Consider the following 20,922-nt stretch of genomic DNA (forward strand, 5'->3'; position numbering starts at 1 on the left):
GGCTTGGAAATTACGTGCTTTGAGAGCAATATCACTTAAATGAACAAGATTTTTCGAAAACAGCAATTGACGCCCTATGAGGCCGATTATGCTCAGTGGTGCGCCGAGCAAGGCGCGCTGTTGCGCGAAGGTCGCCTCTCAGACCTCGATCGCGATAACCTGGCGGAGGAGATCGAGAGCTTGGGGCGGAGCGACAAAAGAGAAATTGCGAGTAGACTTGGCACCTTGCTCCTGCATTTGCTCAAATGGGAATTTCAGGCCGAAAGGCGCAAAACTGGATGGTTGCTGACCATCCGCGAGCAGCGATTTCAGATCGAAGATCTGCTCGATGAAAGCCCTAGCTTGAAAGCCTATCCGGGACGGCGGCTCGGACGAGAATTCAAAATAGCGAGATTGAAGGCTGCGGACGAGACCGGCCTGAGGGAGGGCAATTTCCCCGCGGACTGTCCGTATTCGATCAGGGAAATTCTCGACCATGACTATTTTCCCGGCACGCCGTGGTCATCGGATCAGCTTATTCGCGAATAGCACCACGTGGTCCGCTAGAGCTTTTTCATAGCATCGAGAGCATTATTAGCTACCTATGGACCAGCAAATAGCCTCCGCCCACGACATTTTCCCGCATATTCGCATCGTCATGGGCATGGTGATCGGGCTTGGCGTCGCGCGCCTGCTGTCGGGGGTGGCGCGCATTGTCCAGCATCCCGGCCAATACCGTCTCTACCCCGTGCATCTGGCCTGGGTGGCCTCGGTGCTGTTGATGCTGGTGCACTTCTGGTGGTGGGAGTTCGGCCTCTACACCATCGAAACCTGGACCTTCGGCAAGTACCTGTTCATCATCTTCTACGCGATCACCCTGTTCCTGCTCTGCGCGCTGCTGTTTCCGGATTCGATGCTCGACTACACCAGCTACGAGGATTTCTTCTATTCGCGCCGCGCCTGGTTCTTCGGCCTGCTGGCGGCGACTTACCTGCTCGACGTCATCGACACTTTGCTGAAGGGGCCTGAGCATTTCGCCCGCTTCGGCAGCGAGTATCTGTTCCGCACGCCGGTCTTCGTCGTGCTGTGCGTCGTCGCGATCCTGGTGCGCGACCGCCGGTTCCACATCGCCTTCGTCGCGGCAGCGCTGATCTACCAGATATCGTTCATCCTGCGGCTCTTCGACACGATCGTATGACGGCCGCGGATGCACTAGGCTGCTCGGGAAAGGCAGGGTTCAACGATGTACAAGGCCGTCGGATCGCGCGGATCCCGGGTCAGTCGCGTCCTCTGGATGCTGGAGGAACTCGGCCAGCCCTATGAGTTCGTCGAGGTCAAGCTGCGCTCGCCCGAAGCCTATGCGCTCAATCCGTCGGGCAAGGTGCCGATCCTCATAGACGGTGAATTGACGGTGACGGATTCGGCGGCGATCTGCGTCTATCTCGCCGACAAGCACGCCGATAAAGATATGGGCGCCAATCCCGGTCTCGCTGGCCGCGCCGAAATGGATTCCTGGATGCATTTTGCCCAGAGCGAGTTCGAGGCGCCGCTGTGGAACAAATTGCGCCACCGTTTCCTCCTGCCCAGGGAGGTGCGGGTCGATGTCGGTCCTGCCGCGGCCTTTGACTTCGCCACGGAGGTCAAGGCGCTGGAGCGCCGGCTCGGCGACAAGCCGTTCGCGCTCGGCGACCGGTTTTCCGCCGTCGACGTGCTGCTCGGCGACATGGGCGGCTGGGCGCGTGCCGGCCGTTTCCCGATCGACTCCGAGCGCGTCAATAGCTATTTCGATCGCCTTCTGGCGCGGCCGGCCCGGACCCGGGCGCAAGCCAATGCATCGGCCCGAAAATCGGAATCGATTTTCGGAAAGCACGATGCATAGGTTCAAACGTGTTAGAGCGTCCTTTGCACGTCTAAGGGGACGCGCGGCGCTCTGATGGAGGTTCCATGAAATGAAGCTCAACCTCAACACCGACTTCACCAAATTCCCGCGCGCCGTCTCCGTATTGCCCGCCGGCACGGCCGCAACCACCGCGCCGTCCGGCCGTGCCGTTCTCGCCCATGACGAGCGGCATCTGCGCCGCCGCGCCATCGAACTTGCCGACGGCAGCAAGGTGCTGGTCGACCTGCCCGAGCCTGTCGCTCTGAACGATGGCGACCGGCTGGTGCTGGAGGATGGCGGCCATATCGAGATCATCGCGGCGCCCGAAGAGGTCTATGACATCCGCGCCCGCGACGCCGTGCATCTCGCCGAACTCGCCTGGCATATCGGCAACCGCCATCTCGCCGCCGGCATCGAGGCGCACCGTATCCTCATCCTGCGCGACCACGTCATCAAGGCGATGCTGGAGGGGCTAGGCGCCACGGTGCGCGACGTCTCCCAGCCGTTCAAGCCGGTGCGCGGCGCCTATTCCGGCGGGCATGATCACGGCCATGCGCATGCGCACAGCCATAGCGAAGCGCATGCGCACAGCCACGCGCATTCGCACGATCACCACCATGATCATGACTGACCAGCCGTCCGGCATCGCCCTGCTACGGCTGATGGCGTGGCTGTCGCCGGCCTTTCCGGTCGGCGGCTTTGCCTACAGCCATGGCCTCGAGCGCGCGGTGCAAGATGGGCTGGTGACCAATGCCGCCGGCCTTGCCGGCTGGCTGGAGGCGCTGGTCGAGATGGGCTCGGGCTGGAACGATGCCGTGCTGTTCGCCGAAAGCTGGCGCCGCGCCCGTGAAGGTGGCGATCTGGCCGAGGTTGCCGCACTGGCAGAGGCACTGGCCGGCTCGCGCGAACGCCACGCCGAGACCATGCTGCAAGGCGCGGCCTTCCTCAAAGCAGCCGCCGCCTGGCCCACTGCCGTGCTGGAGCGCTTGCCGGCCGATTGCGCCTATTGCGTGGCCGTCGGAGCCGTGGCCGGCGGCAATGGCATCGCGCTTGAGGACGCGCTGTGCGCCTTCGCGCAAGCCTTCTTCTCCAACCTCGTCCAGGCCGCGATCCGGCTCGGCATGATCGGCCAGAACGAGGCGACGACGCTGCTCGCGGGTTTCGAGCCGCTGGCGCTCTCGACCGCTGCCCGCGCGTCCCGCTCGACATTGGACGACCTCGGCGGCTGCGCCTTCGTCTCCGACGTCATGGCGATGAAGCACGAAACCCAGTATTCGCGATTGTTCCGCTCATGATCCTCCTCGCCTTCGTCCTCTCCTTCGTCCTGCTGCTGATCACGGCACTGCATGTCTATTGGGGCATAGGCGGCGTCTGGCCGGGCAGGGACGCGGCGTCCTGCGCCCACGCTGTCGTCGGCTTTCGCGGCGTCAACGAAATGCCGACGCCGTTCGCCAGTTTCGCCGTTGCCGCCTGCCTCGGCCTGGCAACGCTGTGGCCGCTGGCGCTCATCGGTTTCTTTGCCTCGTCGTTTCCCAAGCAGGGCCTCGCGGCCACCGCGATGCTGATCGGACTGGTGTTCCTGGGGCGCGGCATTGCCGGTTTCACGCCCTGGTGGCGCCGGCTGGCGCCGCAACAGCCTTTCGCTCGGCTCGATTCCAGTTTCTATTCGCCGCTCTGCCTGTTGATCGGGCTCGGCTTCGCAGTCCTTGCCATCACGGAGTTTCCGACATGACACAACCCAACGGCCCCCTTCGTATCGGCATTGGCGGCCCCGTCGGTTCCGGCAAGACGACGCTCACCGAAAAACTCTGCAAGGCGCTGCGCGACGAGTTCTCCATCGCCGTCGTCACCAACGACATCTACACCAGGGAGGACGCCATGATGCTGGCCCGGCTGCAGGCGCTGCCGGAGGATCGCATCGTTGGCGTCGAGACCGGCGGCTGCCCGCACACCGCCATCCGCGAGGATGCCTCGATCAATCTGCAGGCGATCGCCGAGCTCAACCGCAAGTTTCCCGACCTCGACATCATCTTCATCGAATCCGGTGGCGACAACCTTGCCGCCACTTTCTCGCCGGACCTTGCGGATCTCACGCTCTACGTCATCTCGGTGTGCCAGGGCGAAGAAATCCCGCGCAAAGGCGGCCCGGCGATCACGCGGTCCGATTTCCTGGTCATCAACAAAAGCGATCTGGCGCCCTATGTGAACGTCAATCTCGATGTCATGGAGAGCGACGCCGGCCGCATGCGCGGCAAGCGACCGTTCGGCTTCACCGATCTTTCGCGCGGCAAGGGCCTGCGGGAAGTGATCGATTTCATCGTCGAGCACGGCGGACTGCGAACCGTTGGCGCCGCAAGCACGGCGGCATAACTGGCCTTCTGCACCAAGCGAAAGCGGTTGCGGGCACCAGCGGCGCGCGGCATTCTGGGCCAAACCGGAGGATCTTTTCGATGAGCATCGCCCGCCTGCAGAAGGAAACGCTCACCAACCTGCCCTTCTACGAAGAGCGCGTCGATCTCGCCTGCGCCTTCCGCTGGACGGCGCGGCTCAACATGCATGAGGCGGTGGCCAACCATTTCTCGCTGGCGGTCAATGACGACGGCACCAGGTTCCTGATGAACCCGAACCAGGTGCATTTCTCGCGCATCAAGGCGAGCGACCTGATCGAGATCGACGCCAACGACCCCGAGACGCTTTCCGGGCCGAATGCACCCGACCCCACGGCATGGGGCCTGCACGGCGCCGTCCATCGCAACGTGCCGCACGCGCGCTGCGTCATGCACGTCCATTCGATCCACGCCACCGTGCTGGCCTCGCTTGCCGACTCGACGCTGCCGCCGATCGACCAGAATTCGGCGATGTTCTTCAACCGTCACGTCGTCGACGCCCATTATGGCGGACTGGCCTTCGAGGAAGAGGGCGAGCGCTGCTCGCAGCTTCTCGCCGACCCCAAGGTCAAGGTGATGGTGATGGGCAACCATGGCGTGCTGGTCATCGGCGACACCGTCGCCGACGCCTTCAACCGCATGTTCTATTTCGAGCGTGCCGCCGAGACCTACATCAAGGCCCTGTGGACGGGCCGGCCGCTGCGCACCCTGTCCGACGCGATCGCCGAGAAGGCGGCGAGCGAGATGGACAACTATCCCGGCCAGGCCGAACGTCATCTCGCCGAGTTGAAGGCGATCCTCGACGAGCAGGAGCCGGTGTACCGGAACTGAACGCTACAGTCCGAGCTGAGCCCGCAATTCCCCGGCGCTGTTGATGACAATGGCGCCGGGCGGTCCTTCCATCGGCTTTTCAGGCCAGAAGATCGTCTTCATTCCCGCCGCCAAGCCCGCCATGGCGCCCGGCCAGCTGTCGTCGACCGCGACGGCGTGCGCAGGATCGACGTCTGCCAGATAGGCGGCGCGAAGGAAAGGCTCCGCGTGCGGCTTGCCTTCCCGCACATCGTTGCGGCTGATCGTCTTCATGCCGGGGTAGGTCAGCCCGACCATATGCAGATTGGCGTCGACGATCATCCGATCCGAGTTTGAGACCACCGCCTGCTGCACGCCGAGCGCGCGCAACTCCTTGAAGATCTCGATGGCGCCTGGGCGCGGCTTCAGCCCCTCGACCAGCGGCAGGTAATGCTCATATTTGTGAACGATCCATTCGTCGAAGGGCAGTTGCAGCCCGAACTCGTCGCGCATCATTTCGTAGACCGGCCAGGCGGCGACGCCGAGCACGCGTTCGTGCAGATCGGCCGGAGGCGTGAGGCCGGCATTGCGCATCGCTGCGATGAGGGCTGCCTCATGCAGCGGTTCGCTGTCGACCAGCGTCCCGTCCATGTCCCAGAAAACCGCCTTCGGTGTCATGCAGCGCTCCTTTTTTCGATCCCTTAAAGGGTTTGCGCCGCGAGATAAACCTTTGGCGGCCATTGAACATGCCTTCAGATGGGGAAACGGACCCGCGACGCTTTCTCCGATAGGATGTTTGCGGAGAAATCACCGCTGCTTCGGCGCAGGCATTTGCTCTTGCGATTGACAATTGCGCAGGCCGTCATTCCCTGCGAAACTGATACGACCGCCTGATGATCGGCGGTTTCGGGAGGCAGGACGTGAATACCCGGCAGGATGGCGGCAGCAACAGGCTGGACGACGCGGCGCGCGCCGGCTGGCTCTATTATGTTGCCGGCAACACACAGGACCAGATCGCCGCTACGCTCGGCATATCGAGGCAGACGGCGCAGCGTCTGGTGTCGCTGGCGGTGTCGGAAGGCCTGATCAAGGTCCGCGTCGATCATCCGATCGCCAACTGCCTTGATCTCGCGGCACGGCTGAAATCGCGCTTCGCGCTCGACCTGGTCGAGGTGGTGCCGAGCGACCCCAATTCATCCTCCACCACCATCGGCATCGCCGAAGCGGCGGCCGCCGAGATCGAGCGGCGGCTGCGGTCGCCGACGCCGATCGTCATGGGCATCGGCACCGGACGGACGCTGAAGGCGGCGATCGAACAATTACCACCGATGGAATGCCCGCAGCACAAGGTGGTGTCCTTGACCGGCAACATCTCGCCAGATGGCTCGGCCGCTTTCTACAACGTCATCTTCACCATGGCCGACAGGGTCAAGGCGCGGTCCTTCCCGATGCCGCTGCCGGTCATCGCCTCTTCGCCGCAGGAGCGCGAGATGCTGCTCAACCAGCCGATGATCCAGCCGACACTGGTGCTTGCGGCGGAGGCCGACGTCACCTTCATCGGTATCGGCGACCTCGGCCCGAAGGCGCCGCTCTACGAGGATGGCTTCATTTCCGAAAGCGAACTGAAAGCCTTGCAGAAGGCCGGCGGCGTCGCTGAAATCGTTGGCTGGGTGTTCGATCGCGAGGGCCGCATGATCGACGGCATCACCAATGACCGGGTGTCGTCGGCGGCGCTCCCGTCGCGCGAGAAGTCGCTGGTGATCGCGCTCGCCATGGGCGAGCGCAAGCTGCCCGGCATCCTGGCGGCGGTCAACCGACGGCTGGTCAACGGGCTCATCACCGACGAGCGGACGGCGGCCGCCCTGCTGGCCAGTATCTGACGGCTTCGCGATAAAGCCAGCAAGGCTATTGGTGCCGGCCGAAAGGGTCGTTGCCATCGAGGAAACCGAGGTCGCGCTGCAGATGCGGTGACAGGTCCCTGACGTCGAGATGCGCCCTTTTTCGGGTCGCGAACCAGCCGAATCCGTCCGCAAGCCACGAAATCCAGCGATGATCGGGGGCGGGAGTGCATTTTTGCTGCGCCATGGTCATGATCGTCAACCTTCGTTATCCTGAACCCGAATGACGGGTTGAGGATGAATGTCGGCCTTGCCGGCCGCTTTTGCCAATCGAACGTCGATAACGACCCATAAGGAGGCTTTATGCCTGACCTCAGCGCGCCACAGGTTTCGCAGCTGCCGCCGTTGCAGGCGATCCGGGTGTTCGAGGTGGTGGCGCGGCATCTTTCCTTCACCAAGGCCGCTGGCGAACTCGCCATGACGCAGGCGGCGGTCAGCTATCAAATCAAGGTGCTGGAGGAGCGCGTCGGCGCTCCGCTGTTCCTGCGCCGGCCGCGGCAGATCGAACTGACCGAAGCCGGCCAGCGCCTGGCGCCGGCGGTCAGCGAGGCCTTTGCCATTCTTAGCCAGGCCTATGCCGCCGCGCGCGGCGGGGCGGACGGGTTGTTGTGCGTCACCACGGTGCTGACTTTTGCCTCGAACTGGCTGGCGCACCATCTGGGCGCATTCCAGATCGCGCATCCCTCGCTTGCCGTGCGGCTCGACACGTCGAGCCGGCTGACGGATTTCGCCCGCGAGGATGTCGACCTCGCCATTCGTTCTGGCGGCGGCAAATGGCCGGGGCTGGAAGCCCACAAGCTGCTCGATGCCGATTTCACGCCCATGCTGAGCCCGAAGCTCGCTGCGAGCATCGGCGGCATCAACGAACCGGCCGACCTGCTCAAGCTGCCGATCCTCGATCCCAGCGATATCTGGTGGACGCAATGGTTCGAGGCCGCCGGCGTGCACAGCCACGACCTTGCCAGGCGGCCCGGCAGCAGCATGGGCGCGCAGGCCTATGAAGCCAACGCGGCCATATCGGGCCATGGCGTGGCGATCCTGACCCGGGCGCTGTTCAAGGCCGAACTCGCCGACGGCCGGCTGATCCAGCCATTCGACCTGGTCGGCGACGACGGGCACGCCTACTGGCTGGTCTACCCCGAGACGCGCCGCAACGTGCCCAAGATCCGCGCCTTCCGCGACTGGCTGCTGGCCGAGATCGCCTGCTGACCGGCACATAAGCTGACGTCGGACCGGGGCAACAAACGACATCCCGTTCGAGAGGGCTTTGGCCCCGCCGCCTGGACTCCAGACGGCGGCAATCCGAGCCCTGTCGCCGAACCTCCGCCCCATTTGCCGGCCGTGTGCTGCGCTGCAGCATCGAATCCGGCTTGACATAATTAAGACTAAGTGAGTAATTGCTCACAACCAAGGCAAATGCTCAACTTGGTTTATGGGAGGAATTTGATGAAACTTCGCACGCTCACCCTGGGCTTGTTGTCGGCCAGCACGCTTGCGTTCGCCGCACACGCCGAATCCATCACCATCGCCACCGTCAACAATGGCGATATGGTCCGCATGCAGAAGCTGACCGACGACTTCACCAAGGCTAACCCCGACATCCAGCTCAACTGGGTCACGCTCGAAGAGAACGTGCTGCGCGAGCGCGTCACCACCGACATCGCCACCAAGGGTGGCCAATATGACGTGATGACCATCGGCACCTACGAGGTTCCGATCTGGGCCAAGCAGAGCTGGCTCCTGCCGCTCGACAAGCTCGGCGACGACTATGACGCCAAGGACATCATCCCGGCCATCGCCGGCGGCCTTTCGGTCGATGGCAAGCTCTATGCCGCGCCCTTCTACGGCGAGAGCTCCTTCGTCATGTACCGCAAGGACCTGATGGAAAAGGCTGGGCTGAAAATGCCCGACGCCCCGACCTGGGATTTCATCAAGCAGGCGGCCGACAAGATGACCGACCGCGCCAATGGCGTGAACGGCGTCTGCCTGCGCGGCAAGGCCGGCTGGGGCGAGAACATGGCTTTCCTGACCGCCATGTCGAACTCCTTCGGTGCCCGCTGGTTCGACGAGAACTGGAAGCCGCAGTTCGACCAGCCGGAATGGAAGAAGACGCTGCAGTTCTATGTCGACCTGATGAAGGCCGACGGTCCCGAGGGCGCCTCGTCCAACGGCTTCAACGAGAACCTGGCGCTCTTCCAGCAGGGCAAGTGCGGCATGTGGATCGACGCCACTGTCGCCGCCTCCTTCGTCTCCGACCCGAAGAACTCCACCGTCGCCGACAAGGTCGGCTATGCCCTGGCGCCCGACAATGGCCTAGGCAAGCGCGGCAACTGGCTGTGGGCGTGGTCGCTGGCGATCCCGGCCGGCACGCAGAAGGCCGACGCCGCCGAGAAGTTCGTGTCCTGGGCGACCAGCAAGCACTATGCCGAGCTCGTCGCGTCGAAGGAAGGCTGGGCAAACGTGCCTCCGGGCACGCGTTCCTCGCTCTACGCCAATCCCGAGTACCAGAAGGCGGCTCCGTTCGCCAAGATGACGCTGGACTCCATCAATGCCGCCGACCCGACGCATCCGACCGTCAAGCCGGTGCCTTATGTCGGCGTGCAGTTTGTCGCCATCCCTGAATTCCAGGGCCTTGGCACCACCGTCGGCCAGCTCTTCTCGGCGGCTCTTGCCGGCCAGTCGAGCGTCGACGATGCGCTGAAGCAGGCCCAGGACGCCTCCACCGCGGCGATGACCGAGGGCGGCTACATCAAGTAAGGCTCCTCCCGGTGCCGAACGCCGGTCACCTCCTCGACCGGCACCGGCCGCCCGAAACCCAGTTCGGGCGGCCGCCTTTCCAGAGCCTGTGAAAATTCAGCCTGATCCTTGAAGGGTGACCGTCATGGCTACTCAGCAGACCCGTTCGCTTGCCCGATTCATGATGGCGCCTTCCGTGGTGCTGCTGTTCGTCTGGATGATCGTGCCGCTGGTCATCACGATCTGGTTCTCCTTCCAGCAGTATAATCCGCTCAATCCGATGCGCGACGGGTTCGTCGGCTTATCCAATTACGCGCTGTTCTATTCCAATCCGGCCTTCCTGCAGTCGATCCTCAACACGCTTGTCCTGGTGGTCAGTGTGCTGCTGATCACGGTGATCGGCGGCATCCTGCTGGCGCTGCTCATCGATCAGCCGATGTGGGGACAAGGGATCGTGCGCATCCTCGTCATCTCGCCGTTCTTCGTCATGCCGCCGGTGGCCGCATTGGTTTGGAAGAACATGATCATGCACCCGCAATATGGCGTTTTCGCCGACATAGCGCGCTTCTTCGGGGCACAGCCGATCGACTGGTTCGGCCAGCATCCAATGACGGCGATCATCATCATCGTCGCCTGGCAGTGGCTGCCTTTCGCGACATTGATCCTCTTGACCGCGCTGCAGTCGCTCGACGGCGAGCAAAAGGAAGCCGCCGAGATGGACGGGGCCGGCTTCATCAGCCGCTTCATCTATCTGACGCTGCCGCACATGTCGCGGGCGATTACCGTCGTCATCCTGATCCAGACGATCTTCCTGCTCTCGGTCTATGCCGAGATCCTGGTCACCACCAATGGCGGCCCTGGTTACGCCTCCACCAACCTGCCCTTCCTCGTCTACCAGAAGGCGTTGCTGGAATTCAAAATCGGCCAGGCATCCGCGGGCGGTGTGATCGCCGTCATTCTCGCCAACATCGTCGCCTTCTTCGCCATGCGCGCGGTCGGCAAGAACCTGGACAAGTAAGGGAGGATACGATGGCACGCTCAGTCACCACCCAGCACAAGACAATCGCGACAATTGCCGCCTGGACCGTCGCGCTGCTGATCTTCTTTCCGATCCTCTATACGATCATCACCTCGTTCAAGTCGGAACAGGAGGCAATCCAGGGCTTCAACCTGATCCCGTCCGGGACTTTCGAGAGCTATGCCGAGGTCCAGGCGCAGAGCGGTTACTTCAAGTTCTTCCTGAACTCGGTGCTGCTTTCTGTCGGCTCGACCATCCTGGCGCTGTTGGTCGCCATTCCGGCGGCATGGTCGATGGCGTTTTCGCCGACCAAGCGGACCAAGGACATATTGATGTGGATGCTGTCCACCAAGATGATGCCGGCGGTCGCCGTGCTGTTCCCGATCTACCTGATCTTCCGCAATCTCGGCCTGCTCGACTCGCGCATCGGCCTGATGATCATGCTGATGCTGATCAACCTGCCGATCGTGGTGTGGATGCTCTACACCTACTTCCGCGAAATCCCGGGCGAAATCCTGGAAGCCTCGCGTATGGACGGCGCATCCTTGTGGGGTGAAATCTGGTACGTGCTGACGCCGATGGCGGTGCCGGGCATCGCCTCGACCATGCTGCTCAACATCATCCTGGCCTGGAACGAGGCGTTCTGGACGATCCGGCTGACCACCACGGAAGCCGCACCGCTCACCGCCTTCATCAGCTCCTTCTCCAGCCCGCAAGGCCTGTTCTGGGCCAAGCTTTCGGCCGCCTCGACCCTGGCCATCGCGCCGATCCTGATCATGGGCTGGTTCAGCCAGAAGCAGCTGGTGCGCGGCCTGACATTTGGCGCGGTGAAGTGACGGAAATTGCCTGAAGCAATCGGCGAAAAACAGCCCTCGGGGAGGAAACCATGGGAAACATCACGCTCAAGAACGTCTCCAAGTCCTTTGGTTCGACGTCCATCATCCCCGGCCTCGACCTGGTGATCGAAAACGGCGAGTTCGTCGTCTTCGTCGGCCCGTCGGGTTGCGGCAAGTCCACGCTGCTCAGGCTGATCGCCGGTCTTGAGGACACCAGCGGCGGCACCATCAACATCGATGGCCGCGACGTCACCGGCGAGGCGCCGGCCAAGCGCAAGCTTGCCATGGTGTTCCAGTCCTATGCGCTCTACCCGCATATGACGGTGGCCAAGAACATCGCCTTCCCGCTGAAGATGGCGGGCGAGGACCAGGCGACCATCGACAGGAAGGTGAAGGACGCGGCGCGCGTGCTCAACCTCACCAATTACCTCGAACGCCGCCCCGGCCAGCTCTCCGGCGGCCAGCGCCAGCGCGTCGCCATCGGCCGCGCCATTGTGCGCCAGCCCTCGGCCTTCCTGTTCGACGAACCGCTGTCCAACCTCGACGCGGCACTGCGCGGCACCATGCGGCTGGAGATCAGCGAACTGCACCACCAGCTGAAAACCACGATGATCTACGTCACCCACGATCAGGTCGAGGCGATGACCATGGCTGACAAGATCGTCGTGCTCAACGCCGGCAATATCGAGCAGGTTGGCTCGCCGATGGAACTCTACAAGACGCCGAAGAACCTGTTCGTCGCCGGCTTCATTGGCTCGCCCAAGATGAACCTGATCGAAGGCGCGCCGGCTGGCAAATACACCGCCAAGACCATCGGCATCCGGCCCGAACATATGCAGATATCGACCACGGCGGGCGACTGGAAGGCGACGGTCGGCGTGGCCGAGCATCTGGGCTCCGACACGTTCCTGCACGTTCAAGCCGACGGCGTCGGGCCGCTGACGGTGCGCGCCGACGGCGAACTGGCGGTCCGCCATGGCGACACCATCTATCTCACCCCTGACAAAGCCAAGCTGCATCGCTTCGGCGCTGACGGCAAGGCGATGGCCCAGTGAGGGTGGGCCAGTGAGGATGGGCCGGTGAGGATGGGACAGTGAGGCTGCAAGGCAAATCGGCGCTGGTCACGGGATCGGCGCGAGGCATCGGCAGGGCTTTCGCCGAAGCCTATGTGCGCGAGGGCGCCACTGTCGCGATCGCCGATATCAACCTTGAAGCAGCGCAGAAGACGGCCGCCGCGATCGGCGACAACGCCTATGCCGTGAAACTCGACGTCACCGACCAGGCATCCATCGATGCGGCGGTGAAGGCGGTGGAGGACAAGGCGGGCGGTCTCGACATCCTGATCAACAACGCAGCTTTGTTCGACCTGGCCCCGATCGTGGAGATATCTCGGGCGAGCTATGAAAAGCTTTTCTCCGTCAATGTCGCGGGCACGCTGTTCATGCTGCAGGCAGCCGCCCGGTCGATGATCGCGCGGGGCAAGGGCGGCAGGATCATCAACATGGCAAGCCAGGCCGGGCGTCGCGGCGAGCCGCTGGTCGCGGTCTATTGCGCCACCAAGGCCGCGGTTATCTCGCTGACCCAGTCGGCCGGGCTCGATCTGATCAGGCACCGCATCAACGTCAACGGCATCGCGCCCGGCGTCGTCGACAGCGACATGTGGGACGAGGTCGATGCCCTGTTCGCCAAATACGAGAACCGGCCGAAGGGCGAAAAAAAGCGGCTGGTCGGCGAAGGCGTGCCTTACGGCCGCATGGGCAAGCCGGAAGACCTCGCCGGCATGGCCGTGTTCCTCGCCAGTGACGAGGCCGAATACATCGTCGCCCAGACCTACAATGTCGATGGCGGCCAATGGATGAGTTGAAAAGAACGATTTGAGGGGGACGGCGCCTCTTTCTTTCCTCCGGAGAAGGCGCCGCGGGGGCGGGTGAGGGGCCGCATGCTGGAACACCAGGTGCGGCCCCTCATCCTCGCCCTCCCGAAGGAGGCGAAACAGTCGGGCTGCAAATCGGCCAAAGGGTAAAGCAGATGACCGTGAAACTTTCTTCCTCGAGCCTCGTCAGGCTTCCGCCCAAGGTCGCAGGTCCGAACTATGACCGCTCGGCGCTGAAAGCCGGCATCGTGCATTTCGGTGTCGGCAATTTTCACCGCTCGCACCAGGCCGTCTATCTCGACGACCTGTTCGGTCAGGGCGTCGGTCATGATTGGGCGCTGGTCGGCGCCGGCGTGTTCGACGGCGAGAAGATCGGCCGCGGCAAGCTTGAAGAGCAGGATTGGCTGACCACAGTGGTCGAGCAGGACGAGGGCCATATGAGCGCCCGCGTCACCGGCGCGATGATCGATTTCCTGATGCCGGGAGATGCCGCCGCCATCATCGATCGGCTGGCCGATCCGGCGATCAGGATCGTTTCGCTGACCATCACCGAAGGCGGCTATTTCATCGACCCGGCCTCCGGCGTCTTCAACCCGACCCATCCCGACATCGTCGCCGACGCGCAGCCGGGCGCCACACCGAAAACCGTGTTCGGCATTATCCTGGCCGGGCTGGTGCGACGCCGCCAGGATGGTATCGTGCCGTTCACCGTGATGTCCTGCGACAACATTCCCCACAACGGCCATGTCACGTCGGATGGTGTTATCGGCCTTGCCCGCCTGATCGACGAGGATCTGGCGAGCTGGGTCAGCGAGACGGTCGCCTTCCCGAACGCCATGGTCGACCGCATCACGCCGGCCACCAGCGACCGCGAGCGCAAGATCCTCGCCGACGATTTTGGCATCGAGGACAACTGGCCGGTGTTCTGCGAGCCGTTCCGGCAATGGGTGCTGGAAGACCATTTCACCGATGGCCGCCCGCCGCTGGAAAAGGTCGGCGTGCAGTTCGTTAAGGACGTCGCCCCTTATGAGCTGATGAAGATCCGCATCCTCAATGGTGGCCATGCCACGATAGCCTATCCGGCTGGGCTGATGGACATCCACTTCGTCCATGAGGCGATGCAGGAGCCGCTGGTGCGCGGGTTCCTCGACAAGCTCGAGCACGACGAGATCATCCCGACGGTGCCGCCGGTGCCGGACACGGTGCTGGAAGACTATTACCAGCTCATCGAGAAGCGCTTCTCCAATCCCAAGATCGGCGACACGGTGCGCCGGCTCTGCCTCGACGGGTCCAATCGCCAGCCGAAATTCATCATCCCGACCATCGCCGACCGGCTGAAGGCCGGCAAAGGCGTTGCCGGACTGGCGCTGGAATCGGCCCTTTGGTGCCGCTACTGCTTCGGCACGACGGACAGCGGCGCCGTCATCGAGCCCAACGACCCGAGCTGGGCCCGGCTGAAGGCAACGGCAAAGGCGGCAAAGGACGCGCCCGCCGCGTGGCTTGCGATGGACGATATCTATGGCGACGTCGGCCGCGCCGCCGCCTTCGTCGAGGCCTTCGCCCACGCGCTCAACGTGCTCTGGGCCAATGGCACGCGCGCCACGCTGACGCGCTACCTCGCCGGCAAGCTCTGAGAGCCAGCCGGCATCATGACGCCTGAACTGGTCATCTTCGACTGCGACGGCGTGCTGGTCGATAGCGAGGCGCTCTCCGTCTCGGCGCTGCTCGGCATGATCGAACTCGCCGGCGGCAGTCTCGGCGAGGACGCTGCCTACGAGCATTTCCTCGGCAAGAGCATGAAAAGCGTGCGCGAGATCCTCAGCCGCGACTTCGGCCTGGAGATCACCGACCAGCATCTCACCGCCATGCGCGTCGACCTCATGCGAAAGTTTCGCGAGGAGCTGATGCCGATCCCCGGCGTCAAGGAGATGCTGCCGAAGCTCGGCCTGCCGTACTGCGTTGCCTCTTCCGGCACGCTGGAACGCATCCGGTACGCGCTCGACGTCACCGGTCTGCTGACGCTGATGGAGCCGCATCTGTTCAGCGCGGCCATGGTTGCCAAGGGAAAGCCGGCGCCCGACCTTTTCCTCCACGCCGCCGCCACCATGCGAGCCCATCCGCGCAGGTGTCTCGTCATCGAGGACAGCCCGGCCGGTGTCGCCGCCGCACGCGCGGCAGGCATGCGCGTCCTTGCCTTTACCGGTGGCGCGCACGCTGGCAATCCGGCATTGAAAGCGCGGCTTGCGTCGACCGAACCGGACTTTATATTCGCTGACATGCTGCAATTGCCCGATCTGATTGCAGGCCTGGGAGCGAGAGTTAGAGCATCTTGACGAAACAGTTTGTCTGCGCGGTAGATGTCGGCACCGGGAGCGCTCGCGCGGGCATTCTCGACGCCAGTGGCACCTTGCTCGGCCGTGCCGAGCGGCCGATCGCCATGAACCAGCCGAAGCCGGATCATGCCGAGCACGATTCGCGCGATATCTGGTCCGCCGTCTGCACCGCCGTGCGTGCCGCGCGGGAAAAGGCCGGCGTCGCCGCCGGGGATATCGCCGGCATCTCCTTCGATGCCACCTGTTCTCTGGTCGTGCGGGACAGGCAAGGCGGCCAGCTCAGTGTGTCGACCACCGGCGACAAGCGCTGGGACACCATTGTCTGGCTCGATCACCGCGCCATCGCCGAAGCCGACGAATGCACGGCGAGCGGCCACGAGGTGCTGAATTATATCGGCGGCGTCATGTCGCCCGAGATGGCGACGCCGAAGCTGATGTGGCTGAAGCGTAATCTACCGAAGACATGGAATGAAGCCGGCTACCTGTTCGACCTGGCCGATTTCCTGACCTGGCAGGCAACGGGCTCGCTGGCCCGCTCGCAATGCACGCTGACAGCGAAATGGACTTATCTGGCGCACCAGGACAGCGCATGGCAGCGCGATTTCTTCGAACTCGTCGGCCTCGACGATCTTTTTGACCATGGCAATCTGCCCGAAAAGGCAAGCCCGGTTGGCGCCGATATCGGTCCGTTGACGGCGCAGGCAGCGGCGGAACTAGGCTTGACCGAAAACTGCCGCGTCGGCGCAGGCGCCATCGATGCCTATGCCGGGGCGCTTGGCGTGCTCGGCGGTTTTGCCGGCGACGACCAGAATATCGGCCGCCATCTGGCGCTGATCGCCGGCACGTCCTCCTGCGTCATGGCGATGTCGCCCGACCCGCAGCCTTTCGCCGGCGTCTGGGGCCCTTACTACGGCGCCGCGCTGCCGAAGCTGTGGCTATCGGAAGGCGGCCAGTCGGCGACCGGGGCGCTGCTCGACCACATCATCCGCTGGCACGGCGCCGGCGGCGAGCCGAACGCGGCCATGCATGCCAGGATTGCCGGGCGCGTCGCCGAACTGCGCGCCGCCGAGGGCGAGAACCTTGCCGCGCGGCTGCATGTGCTGCCGGATTTCCACGGCAACCGCTCGCCGCTGGCCGACCCGCACGCCGTCGGCGTCGTCAGCGGTTTGACGCTGGATTCGTCGTTCGATAGCCTGTGCAAGCTCTACTGGCGCACCGCCGTCGGCATCGCGCTCGGCGTGCGCCATGTGCTGGAGGCGCTGAACGAGAATGGCTACCTGATCGACACGCTGCATGTCACCGGCGGCCACACCAAGAACCCGCTCTTGATGGAGCTCTATGCCGACGCCACCGGCTGTACGGTGGTCGAGCCGCTGGCCGACGAGGCGGTGCTGCTCGGCACCGGCATGGTGGCGGCGACCGCCGCCGGGCTGTTCCCCGACCTCAACGCCGCCTGCCTTGCCATGCAGCAGGGCGGCAAGACACGCGCCGCCAACCCGGCGGCTGGCGCCCGCTTCGATCGCGACTACCGCATTTTCCTGGAAATGCACCGGCAGCGGCAGGTGCTCGACGCGATTGGGTAAATCAGACAGCGTCCGGCTCTCACCAGTTCATTCCATTCGCGAAAAGAATGCACTGTTCTATCGCCGCCAACCTTCTACGTCTGAAAACCGAGATTCGCTCGGCTGAGCAACCGCTGCAGCAGATCGCTCGTCAGCGAATAGATCGATTGCTGCGGGTTCCGCTTAATCACCCCGATTGAGCGTAACTCGCGGACATTAATCGGCGGATCGATATACGCGACGAGCAGGTAATTGATCACCTTCACCGGGTTCTCTGGTGTTGCGTCCCAAGCGGCCAGTTCTTGTTCGCTGTAAACTGATCGACCGCCCGTTAGCTGCATCAGATCGCGTGTTGATTTAGCCGATTCTACGCTCTCCAGCACCCCGATGGCTGTCATGGCTTGGGATGGCGGATCCTTTGACGCACTCTTGTAGAAAAATAGCACCGACCCGGCCTCACCGAGATTTGAGGGGGCGCGGCACAGATAGACTTTTCGAATAGTATTTCCCGGCCTTGTTGGTCTCTCCGCGCGAGAAGCCCCCGAGAAGAGATCAGGTTGGCTGGGATTCCAAAGGTCTGGATATAGGATGTCGTGATAGTTTTCCTTGATAGGTATGCCGAACCCTTTGACTTGATCGGTAACGAGGAAGCGCGGATATGCCTTTCGGGAAACGTCAAAGACGGAAGCAGTGCCATCAGGAAGCAGCTTGGCTGACGAAAAGCCACGCTCGTAGATCAATTCCCCATTGCCTTTAGTGCCCGCGTTGCGAAAACCGTAAAACTCAAGCAAGCTTCTGAGTGCTGCCTGGTCGTCATAGGTTGTGAGATACGCAAGCTCATAGCTGTTGATCTGGGCGTGCCAGAGGACCTGCTTAAGCAGGAGTTCTCCGAGTTTCACACCTCGCTTTTCTGGCGACACCTTGAAGGTGCAGATCTTAAGAATTTTTCCGGCTTTGGTAACTGCGTCGGTATCTAGCCCGTCCTCGTCCTTGCGGACAATCAATCCGGCCAGTTCATCATCATCATAAACGACCCAGCAGCGGCGGCGCTGCCTGACACATTTATCCTGCCACCAATCATCAAACTCAAGATAACCATCACGGAGACTATCAAAGAACGTATCCGCGTGATCGATAGTATGAGCATCGACCTCTGCCACATGGCGAATTGGAACCTTCTTTGGCTCATAGGTCTGGGTCAGAAGGTCTGCGGCGTCTCCGACAAATAGAACTCGTCGCGCTAGATCAGGGGAATGTCTTTGTGCCCTCTCGTGCAGCCCCCTGTCCTGAGAGACGAGAAAATCGATGACCCCGACATACAACGCGTGCAGCAAGGTTGCATCGACAACGTCGTTTGGCTTTTTAAGCGGTCCAAACGCAGCTTCAAGTTCCGTCTCGGTAAGTCCGCGCCTTTTATCTAAAACCCGGTACTTGGCGATCTTGCTAAGCGAGATTCTGCGCCGGTTGGCGTCTTTGTCCCTTGCGATGTCATCGCGAGCCGCCTCGTGAACATAGACATCAACCTTGTGGGCAGCAGCAAGGCTGGAGAATTTGGCGTAGGCCGCTTCGACAGTGCGGTAGTCTTCAAGCCCTATCAGTATGTTCGTATCAATTAGATACGATTGCTGGCTCATCTTTTAGGGCCTTTCGCAAGTCGCGGCTTGCATACAAAAATGACTGCGGCGGCTCAAAGCCAAATCTCTGACGAAGTTCGGCCAAAGGTACGGGGCGCGAAAACGCGCGTATGTCGTCAAAAAGAAGGACGCAACCGAAGTCAAGGCCTTCAAAATATTTGCGGAACTCTTCACGTCCAATCGAAGCAGCCTCCTCAAAATCAGTCCAAATTTGATTGACGGGCAGTTTTAGAACACTCTTGATTTCAGTCATGCCAACCATGGCGCGTATGGGGGAAGTTGCATAGATATAAGCTATCGTGCCTCCCGGAGCAGATAGAGGGAAACGGCGACGCAATTCGACAGTTTTGCGGCCTTCTATTATTTTCTCTGAATACTGCGGTCTAATCGACAAAACAACATCGCGCTGCGGCCGAAACGGTTCATCATCAAGAAGTGGCAAAACTAATTGATCATCATGGCCGCATTCAGCGTCAAAAGCGTCCAGCAGGTGGAGTGCAACAGGCGTATCTGACGGAAAGACCGCATCTACACGGAGTGAAGCGCCTAGAGCCTCAACATACCGCTTAACTGTGGACAGATAGACCTCGCCGCCCTTTTCCATTTTCGAGACGGCGGCTTGTTGAACGTTCAGCCGGCCAGCCATCTCCTCCTGGGTTAGGCCGGAAAGGAGTCTAAGGCGGCGCAGATCGACGCTATCGCCGCGTGACTTGGCACCATCTGACGCCCTGATAACTCTTCCCGCCAGTTTGCCCATTTTGCTACCTGTGATTCGTGGTGAAATCCGCCCAGTATTCCATACAAGGAATACCTGAGATTGCTACCGTGATTCCTGGAACGTTTAGGTCTGCTGACAGAGGCGGCCGGTGAAATTTGGGCCAAAAACTTCCTCGGAAGCAGCGATAAGCCCCTATCGTTTCAGCAACGATTTGCCGGTCTCTGCGTCGAACAGGTGGATCGCTTCCTCCTCGAACGTATAGCGGACGGGCGCATGCAGCACCGGGCATTCGCGTGCCGGAACCAGTGCGCTGATCTCCTTGCCGCCGGAGCCGAAGGTCACCAGCGCGTCATTGCCATGGAATTCGATGAGATCGGCGGTGCCTTGCAATATGCCGGCGGCGCCGGCGCCGGCCGTCTTCAGGTCCGGCGGGCGGATGCCCAGCACGGCGCGATCGCCCGGCTGGACATGAAAACCCGCCCCGTCCATCGAAAGCACCGTTCCGGCGCCGGTCAGCGTCCAGCCGTTGCCGGCTCGGGCGACCGTCACATCGACAAAATTCATGTTCGGCGTGCCGATGAAGCCGGCCACGAAAATATTGCCCGGCCGCCGGTAGATTTCCGCCGGCGAGCCGATCTGCTCGATGACGCCGTCCTTGAGCAGCACGATTCGGTCGGCGAGCGTCATCGCCTCCAGCTGGTCATGGGTGACATAGACGGTGGTGGTCTTCAACGACTGGTGCAGCCGCGCGATCTCGACGCGCATATGGTTGCGCAATTTGGCGTCGAGATTGGACAACGGCTCGTCGAACAGGAACACCTTGGGCGTCTTGATCATGGCCCGGGCGATCGCCACGCGCTGCTGCTGGCCGCCGGAAAGTTCGGCCGGTTTGCGGCCGAGATAGGGGTCGAGCCCCAGCGTCCCCGACACCGCTTCGACCCGCTTGCGGATCTCGGCCGCCGGCACCTTCTGGCGCCGCAGCCCGAAGGCGATGTTGTCGAAGATCGTCATGTGCGGATAGAGCGCGTAGTTCTGGAACACCATGGCGATGCCGCGATCCCCCGGATCGAGGTCGTTGACCACCTTGCCGCCGATCGAGACCTCGCCGCCGCTGATGTCCTCCAGACCCGCCAGCATCCTGAGCAAGGTCGACTTGCCGCAGCCGGACGGGCCTAGGAACACGACGAATTCGTGCTCTTCGACGCTGAGGTTGAGATCGCGGATGACCGTGGTGGCGCCATAGGCCTTGTCGACATGGGAGCAAACGATCGCGGACATGG

23 protein-coding genes are annotated in these 20,922 nt (G+C 62.4%); 18 read left to right on the forward strand and 5 right to left on the reverse strand.

Annotated features, from left to right (window positions below; translation table 11 throughout):
* Positions 1 to 39: 39 nt before the first annotated feature.
* The 8 genes from LB557_RS14510 (at position 40) to LB557_RS14545 (ending at position 5,076) form a co-directional block, all read left to right on the forward strand.
* Complete coding sequence (locus LB557_RS14510; protein WP_224643475.1) at positions 40 to 528, forward strand: DUF29 domain-containing protein; 489 nt, start codon at positions 40 to 42, stop codon at positions 526 to 528.
* A gap of 55 nt (positions 529 to 583) precedes the next feature.
* Entirely contained in the window at positions 584 to 1,177 is a 594-nt protein-coding gene (locus LB557_RS14515; RefSeq protein ID WP_224643474.1) for a hypothetical protein, read from the forward strand.
* Between the two features lie 45 nt (positions 1,178 to 1,222).
* Positions 1,223 to 1,858 carry a glutathione S-transferase family protein gene (locus LB557_RS14520; protein WP_224643473.1) on the forward strand — a complete coding sequence of 212 codons (636 nt, stop codon included), beginning with the start codon at positions 1,223 to 1,225 and terminating at the stop codon, positions 1,856 to 1,858.
* Between the two features lie 70 nt (positions 1,859 to 1,928).
* Complete coding sequence (ureE, locus tag LB557_RS14525; protein WP_140660191.1) at positions 1,929 to 2,489, forward strand: urease accessory protein UreE; 561 nt, start codon at positions 1,929 to 1,931, stop codon at positions 2,487 to 2,489.
* On the forward strand, positions 2,440 to 3,153 hold the full coding sequence (locus tag LB557_RS14530; RefSeq protein ID WP_411970547.1) for an urease accessory protein UreF: 714 nt from the start codon (positions 2,440 to 2,442) through the stop codon (positions 3,151 to 3,153). The genes ureE and LB557_RS14530 overlap by 50 nt, the downstream gene beginning before the upstream one ends.
* Positions 3,150 to 3,590, forward strand: coding sequence for a DUF3995 domain-containing protein (locus LB557_RS14535; protein ID WP_224643472.1), 441 nt, complete (start codon positions 3,150 to 3,152; stop codon positions 3,588 to 3,590). Before LB557_RS14530 ends, LB557_RS14535 begins: the two co-directional genes overlap by 4 nt.
* Positions 3,587 to 4,228 (forward strand): urease accessory protein UreG, encoded by a 642-nt coding sequence (ureG, locus tag LB557_RS14540; RefSeq protein WP_023772208.1) that lies wholly within the window; start codon positions 3,587 to 3,589, stop codon positions 4,226 to 4,228. Before LB557_RS14535 ends, ureG begins: the two co-directional genes overlap by 4 nt.
* A gap of 80 nt (positions 4,229 to 4,308) precedes the next feature.
* Positions 4,309 to 5,076, forward strand: coding sequence for a class II aldolase and adducin N-terminal domain-containing protein (locus LB557_RS14545; RefSeq protein WP_015314496.1), 768 nt, complete (start codon positions 4,309 to 4,311; stop codon positions 5,074 to 5,076).
* A 3-nt stretch (positions 5,077 to 5,079) separates the two neighbouring features.
* On the opposite strand, the gene LB557_RS14550 is transcribed toward LB557_RS14545, so the two are convergent.
* A complete protein-coding gene (locus LB557_RS14550) occupies positions 5,080 to 5,712 on the reverse strand; it encodes an HAD family hydrolase (protein ID WP_015314495.1) in 633 nt (210 codons plus the stop codon).
* 242 nt (positions 5,713 to 5,954) lie between these two features.
* On the opposite strand from LB557_RS14550, the gene LB557_RS14555 reads away from it, so the two are divergent.
* Positions 5,955 to 6,914 (forward strand): sugar-binding transcriptional regulator, encoded by a 960-nt coding sequence (locus LB557_RS14555; protein ID WP_140615310.1) that lies wholly within the window; start codon positions 5,955 to 5,957, stop codon positions 6,912 to 6,914.
* Between the two features lie 25 nt (positions 6,915 to 6,939).
* Here LB557_RS14555 and LB557_RS14560 read toward each other — a convergent pair whose 3' ends face one another.
* Positions 6,940 to 7,125, reverse strand: coding sequence for a hypothetical protein (locus tag LB557_RS14560; protein WP_015314493.1), 186 nt, complete (start codon positions 7,123 to 7,125; stop codon positions 6,940 to 6,942).
* 110 nt (positions 7,126 to 7,235) lie between these two features.
* Here LB557_RS14560 and gcvA point away from each other — a divergent pair, with 110 nt between their 5' ends.
* The 9 genes from gcvA to LB557_RS14605 all read left to right on the forward strand — a co-directional run bounded on the left by gcvA (position 7,236) and on the right by LB557_RS14605 (position 17,311).
* Complete coding sequence (gene gcvA / locus LB557_RS14565; protein ID WP_224643471.1) at positions 7,236 to 8,141, forward strand: transcriptional regulator GcvA; 906 nt, start codon at positions 7,236 to 7,238, stop codon at positions 8,139 to 8,141.
* 237 nt (positions 8,142 to 8,378) lie between these two features.
* Positions 8,379 to 9,689 (forward strand): ABC transporter substrate-binding protein, encoded by a 1,311-nt coding sequence (locus tag LB557_RS14570; protein ID WP_015314491.1) that lies wholly within the window; start codon positions 8,379 to 8,381, stop codon positions 9,687 to 9,689.
* A 124-nt stretch (positions 9,690 to 9,813) separates the two neighbouring features.
* Positions 9,814 to 10,686 (forward strand): carbohydrate ABC transporter permease, encoded by an 873-nt coding sequence (locus tag LB557_RS14575; RefSeq protein ID WP_015314490.1) that lies wholly within the window; start codon positions 9,814 to 9,816, stop codon positions 10,684 to 10,686.
* An 11-nt stretch (positions 10,687 to 10,697) separates the two neighbouring features.
* Positions 10,698 to 11,522, forward strand: a complete 825-nt coding sequence (locus tag LB557_RS14580) for a carbohydrate ABC transporter permease (RefSeq protein WP_015314489.1) — start codon at positions 10,698 to 10,700, stop codon at positions 11,520 to 11,522.
* Positions 11,523 to 11,572: 50 nt separating this feature from the next.
* Positions 11,573 to 12,577, forward strand: coding sequence for an ABC transporter ATP-binding protein (locus LB557_RS14585; protein WP_015314488.1), 1,005 nt, complete (start codon positions 11,573 to 11,575; stop codon positions 12,575 to 12,577).
* A 38-nt stretch (positions 12,578 to 12,615) separates the two neighbouring features.
* Complete coding sequence (locus LB557_RS14590; RefSeq protein WP_140615306.1) at positions 12,616 to 13,386, forward strand: L-iditol 2-dehydrogenase; 771 nt, start codon at positions 12,616 to 12,618, stop codon at positions 13,384 to 13,386.
* A 164-nt stretch (positions 13,387 to 13,550) separates the two neighbouring features.
* Positions 13,551 to 15,029 carry a mannitol dehydrogenase family protein gene (locus LB557_RS14595; protein ID WP_224641952.1) on the forward strand — a complete coding sequence of 493 codons (1,479 nt, stop codon included), beginning with the start codon at positions 13,551 to 13,553 and terminating at the stop codon, positions 15,027 to 15,029.
* A gap of 15 nt (positions 15,030 to 15,044) precedes the next feature.
* Positions 15,045 to 15,728 (forward strand): HAD family hydrolase, encoded by a 684-nt coding sequence (locus tag LB557_RS14600; protein ID WP_015314485.1) that lies wholly within the window; start codon positions 15,045 to 15,047, stop codon positions 15,726 to 15,728.
* Positions 15,725 to 17,311 (forward strand): FGGY-family carbohydrate kinase, encoded by a 1,587-nt coding sequence (locus LB557_RS14605; protein WP_224641950.1) that lies wholly within the window; start codon positions 15,725 to 15,727, stop codon positions 17,309 to 17,311. The genes LB557_RS14600 and LB557_RS14605 overlap by 4 nt, the downstream gene beginning before the upstream one ends.
* Positions 17,312 to 17,385: 74 nt before the next feature.
* Here the strand turns inward: LB557_RS14605 and LB557_RS14610 are convergent, their stop codons facing one another.
* The 3 genes from LB557_RS14610 to LB557_RS14620 form a co-directional block, all read right to left on the reverse strand.
* On the reverse strand, positions 17,386 to 18,924 hold the full coding sequence (locus LB557_RS14610) for a GNAT family N-acetyltransferase (RefSeq protein WP_224641949.1): 1,539 nt from the start codon (positions 18,922 to 18,924) through the stop codon (positions 17,386 to 17,388).
* Positions 18,899 to 19,681 (reverse strand): helix-turn-helix domain-containing protein, encoded by a 783-nt coding sequence (locus tag LB557_RS14615; protein ID WP_224641947.1) that lies wholly within the window; start codon positions 19,679 to 19,681, stop codon positions 18,899 to 18,901. Before LB557_RS14615 ends, LB557_RS14610 begins: the two co-directional genes overlap by 26 nt.
* Before the next feature lie 153 nt (positions 19,682 to 19,834).
* Complete coding sequence (locus LB557_RS14620; RefSeq protein WP_224641945.1) at positions 19,835 to 20,920, reverse strand: ABC transporter ATP-binding protein; 1,086 nt, start codon at positions 20,918 to 20,920, stop codon at positions 19,835 to 19,837.
* Between the last annotated feature and the right edge of the window lie 2 nt (positions 20,921 to 20,922).

It is taken from the genome of Mesorhizobium sp. BR115XR7A, assembly GCF_020165315.1.
In the GTDB taxonomy this organism is placed as follows: domain Bacteria; phylum Pseudomonadota; class Alphaproteobacteria; order Rhizobiales; family Rhizobiaceae; genus Mesorhizobium; species Mesorhizobium australicum.

Bases quoted from the DNA above. Each gene is read 5' to 3' on its own strand.
- LB557_RS14510 (WP_224643475.1), top strand. From the start codon at position 40: ATGAACAAGATTTTTCGAAAACAGCAATTGACGCCCTATGAGGCCGAT.
- LB557_RS14515 (WP_224643474.1), top strand. From the start codon at position 584: ATGGACCAGCAAATAGCCTCCGCCCACGACATTTTCCCGCATATTCGC.
- LB557_RS14520 (WP_224643473.1), top strand. From the start codon at position 1,223: ATGTACAAGGCCGTCGGATCGCGCGGATCCCGGGTCAGTCGCGTCCTC.
- ureE (WP_140660191.1), top strand. From the start codon at position 1,929: ATGAAGCTCAACCTCAACACCGACTTCACCAAATTCCCGCGCGCCGTC.
- LB557_RS14530 (WP_411970547.1), top strand. From the start codon at position 2,440: ATGCGCACAGCCACGCGCATTCGCACGATCACCACCATGATCATGACT.
- LB557_RS14535 (WP_224643472.1), top strand. From the start codon at position 3,150: ATGATCCTCCTCGCCTTCGTCCTCTCCTTCGTCCTGCTGCTGATCACG.
- ureG (WP_023772208.1), top strand. From the start codon at position 3,587: ATGACACAACCCAACGGCCCCCTTCGTATCGGCATTGGCGGCCCCGTC.
- LB557_RS14545 (WP_015314496.1), top strand. From the start codon at position 4,309: ATGAGCATCGCCCGCCTGCAGAAGGAAACGCTCACCAACCTGCCCTTC.
- LB557_RS14550 (WP_015314495.1), bottom strand. From the start codon at position 5,712: ATGACACCGAAGGCGGTTTTCTGGGACATGGACGGGACGCTGGTCGAC.
- LB557_RS14560 (WP_015314493.1), bottom strand. From the start codon at position 7,125: ATGACCATGGCGCAGCAAAAATGCACTCCCGCCCCCGATCATCGCTGG.
- gcvA (WP_224643471.1), top strand. From the start codon at position 7,236: ATGCCTGACCTCAGCGCGCCACAGGTTTCGCAGCTGCCGCCGTTGCAG.
- LB557_RS14570 (WP_015314491.1), top strand. From the start codon at position 8,379: ATGAAACTTCGCACGCTCACCCTGGGCTTGTTGTCGGCCAGCACGCTT.
- LB557_RS14575 (WP_015314490.1), top strand. From the start codon at position 9,814: ATGGCTACTCAGCAGACCCGTTCGCTTGCCCGATTCATGATGGCGCCT.
- LB557_RS14580 (WP_015314489.1), top strand. From the start codon at position 10,698: ATGGCACGCTCAGTCACCACCCAGCACAAGACAATCGCGACAATTGCC.
- LB557_RS14585 (WP_015314488.1), top strand. From the start codon at position 11,573: ATGGGAAACATCACGCTCAAGAACGTCTCCAAGTCCTTTGGTTCGACG.
- LB557_RS14595 (WP_224641952.1), top strand. From the start codon at position 13,551: ATGACCGTGAAACTTTCTTCCTCGAGCCTCGTCAGGCTTCCGCCCAAG.
- LB557_RS14600 (WP_015314485.1), top strand. From the start codon at position 15,045: ATGACGCCTGAACTGGTCATCTTCGACTGCGACGGCGTGCTGGTCGAT.
- LB557_RS14610 (WP_224641949.1), bottom strand. From the start codon at position 18,924: ATGAGCCAGCAATCGTATCTAATTGATACGAACATACTGATAGGGCTT.
- LB557_RS14615 (WP_224641947.1), bottom strand. From the start codon at position 19,681: ATGGGCAAACTGGCGGGAAGAGTTATCAGGGCGTCAGATGGTGCCAAG.
- LB557_RS14620 (WP_224641945.1), bottom strand. From the start codon at position 20,920: ATGTCCGCGATCGTTTGCTCCCATGTCGACAAGGCCTATGGCGCCACC.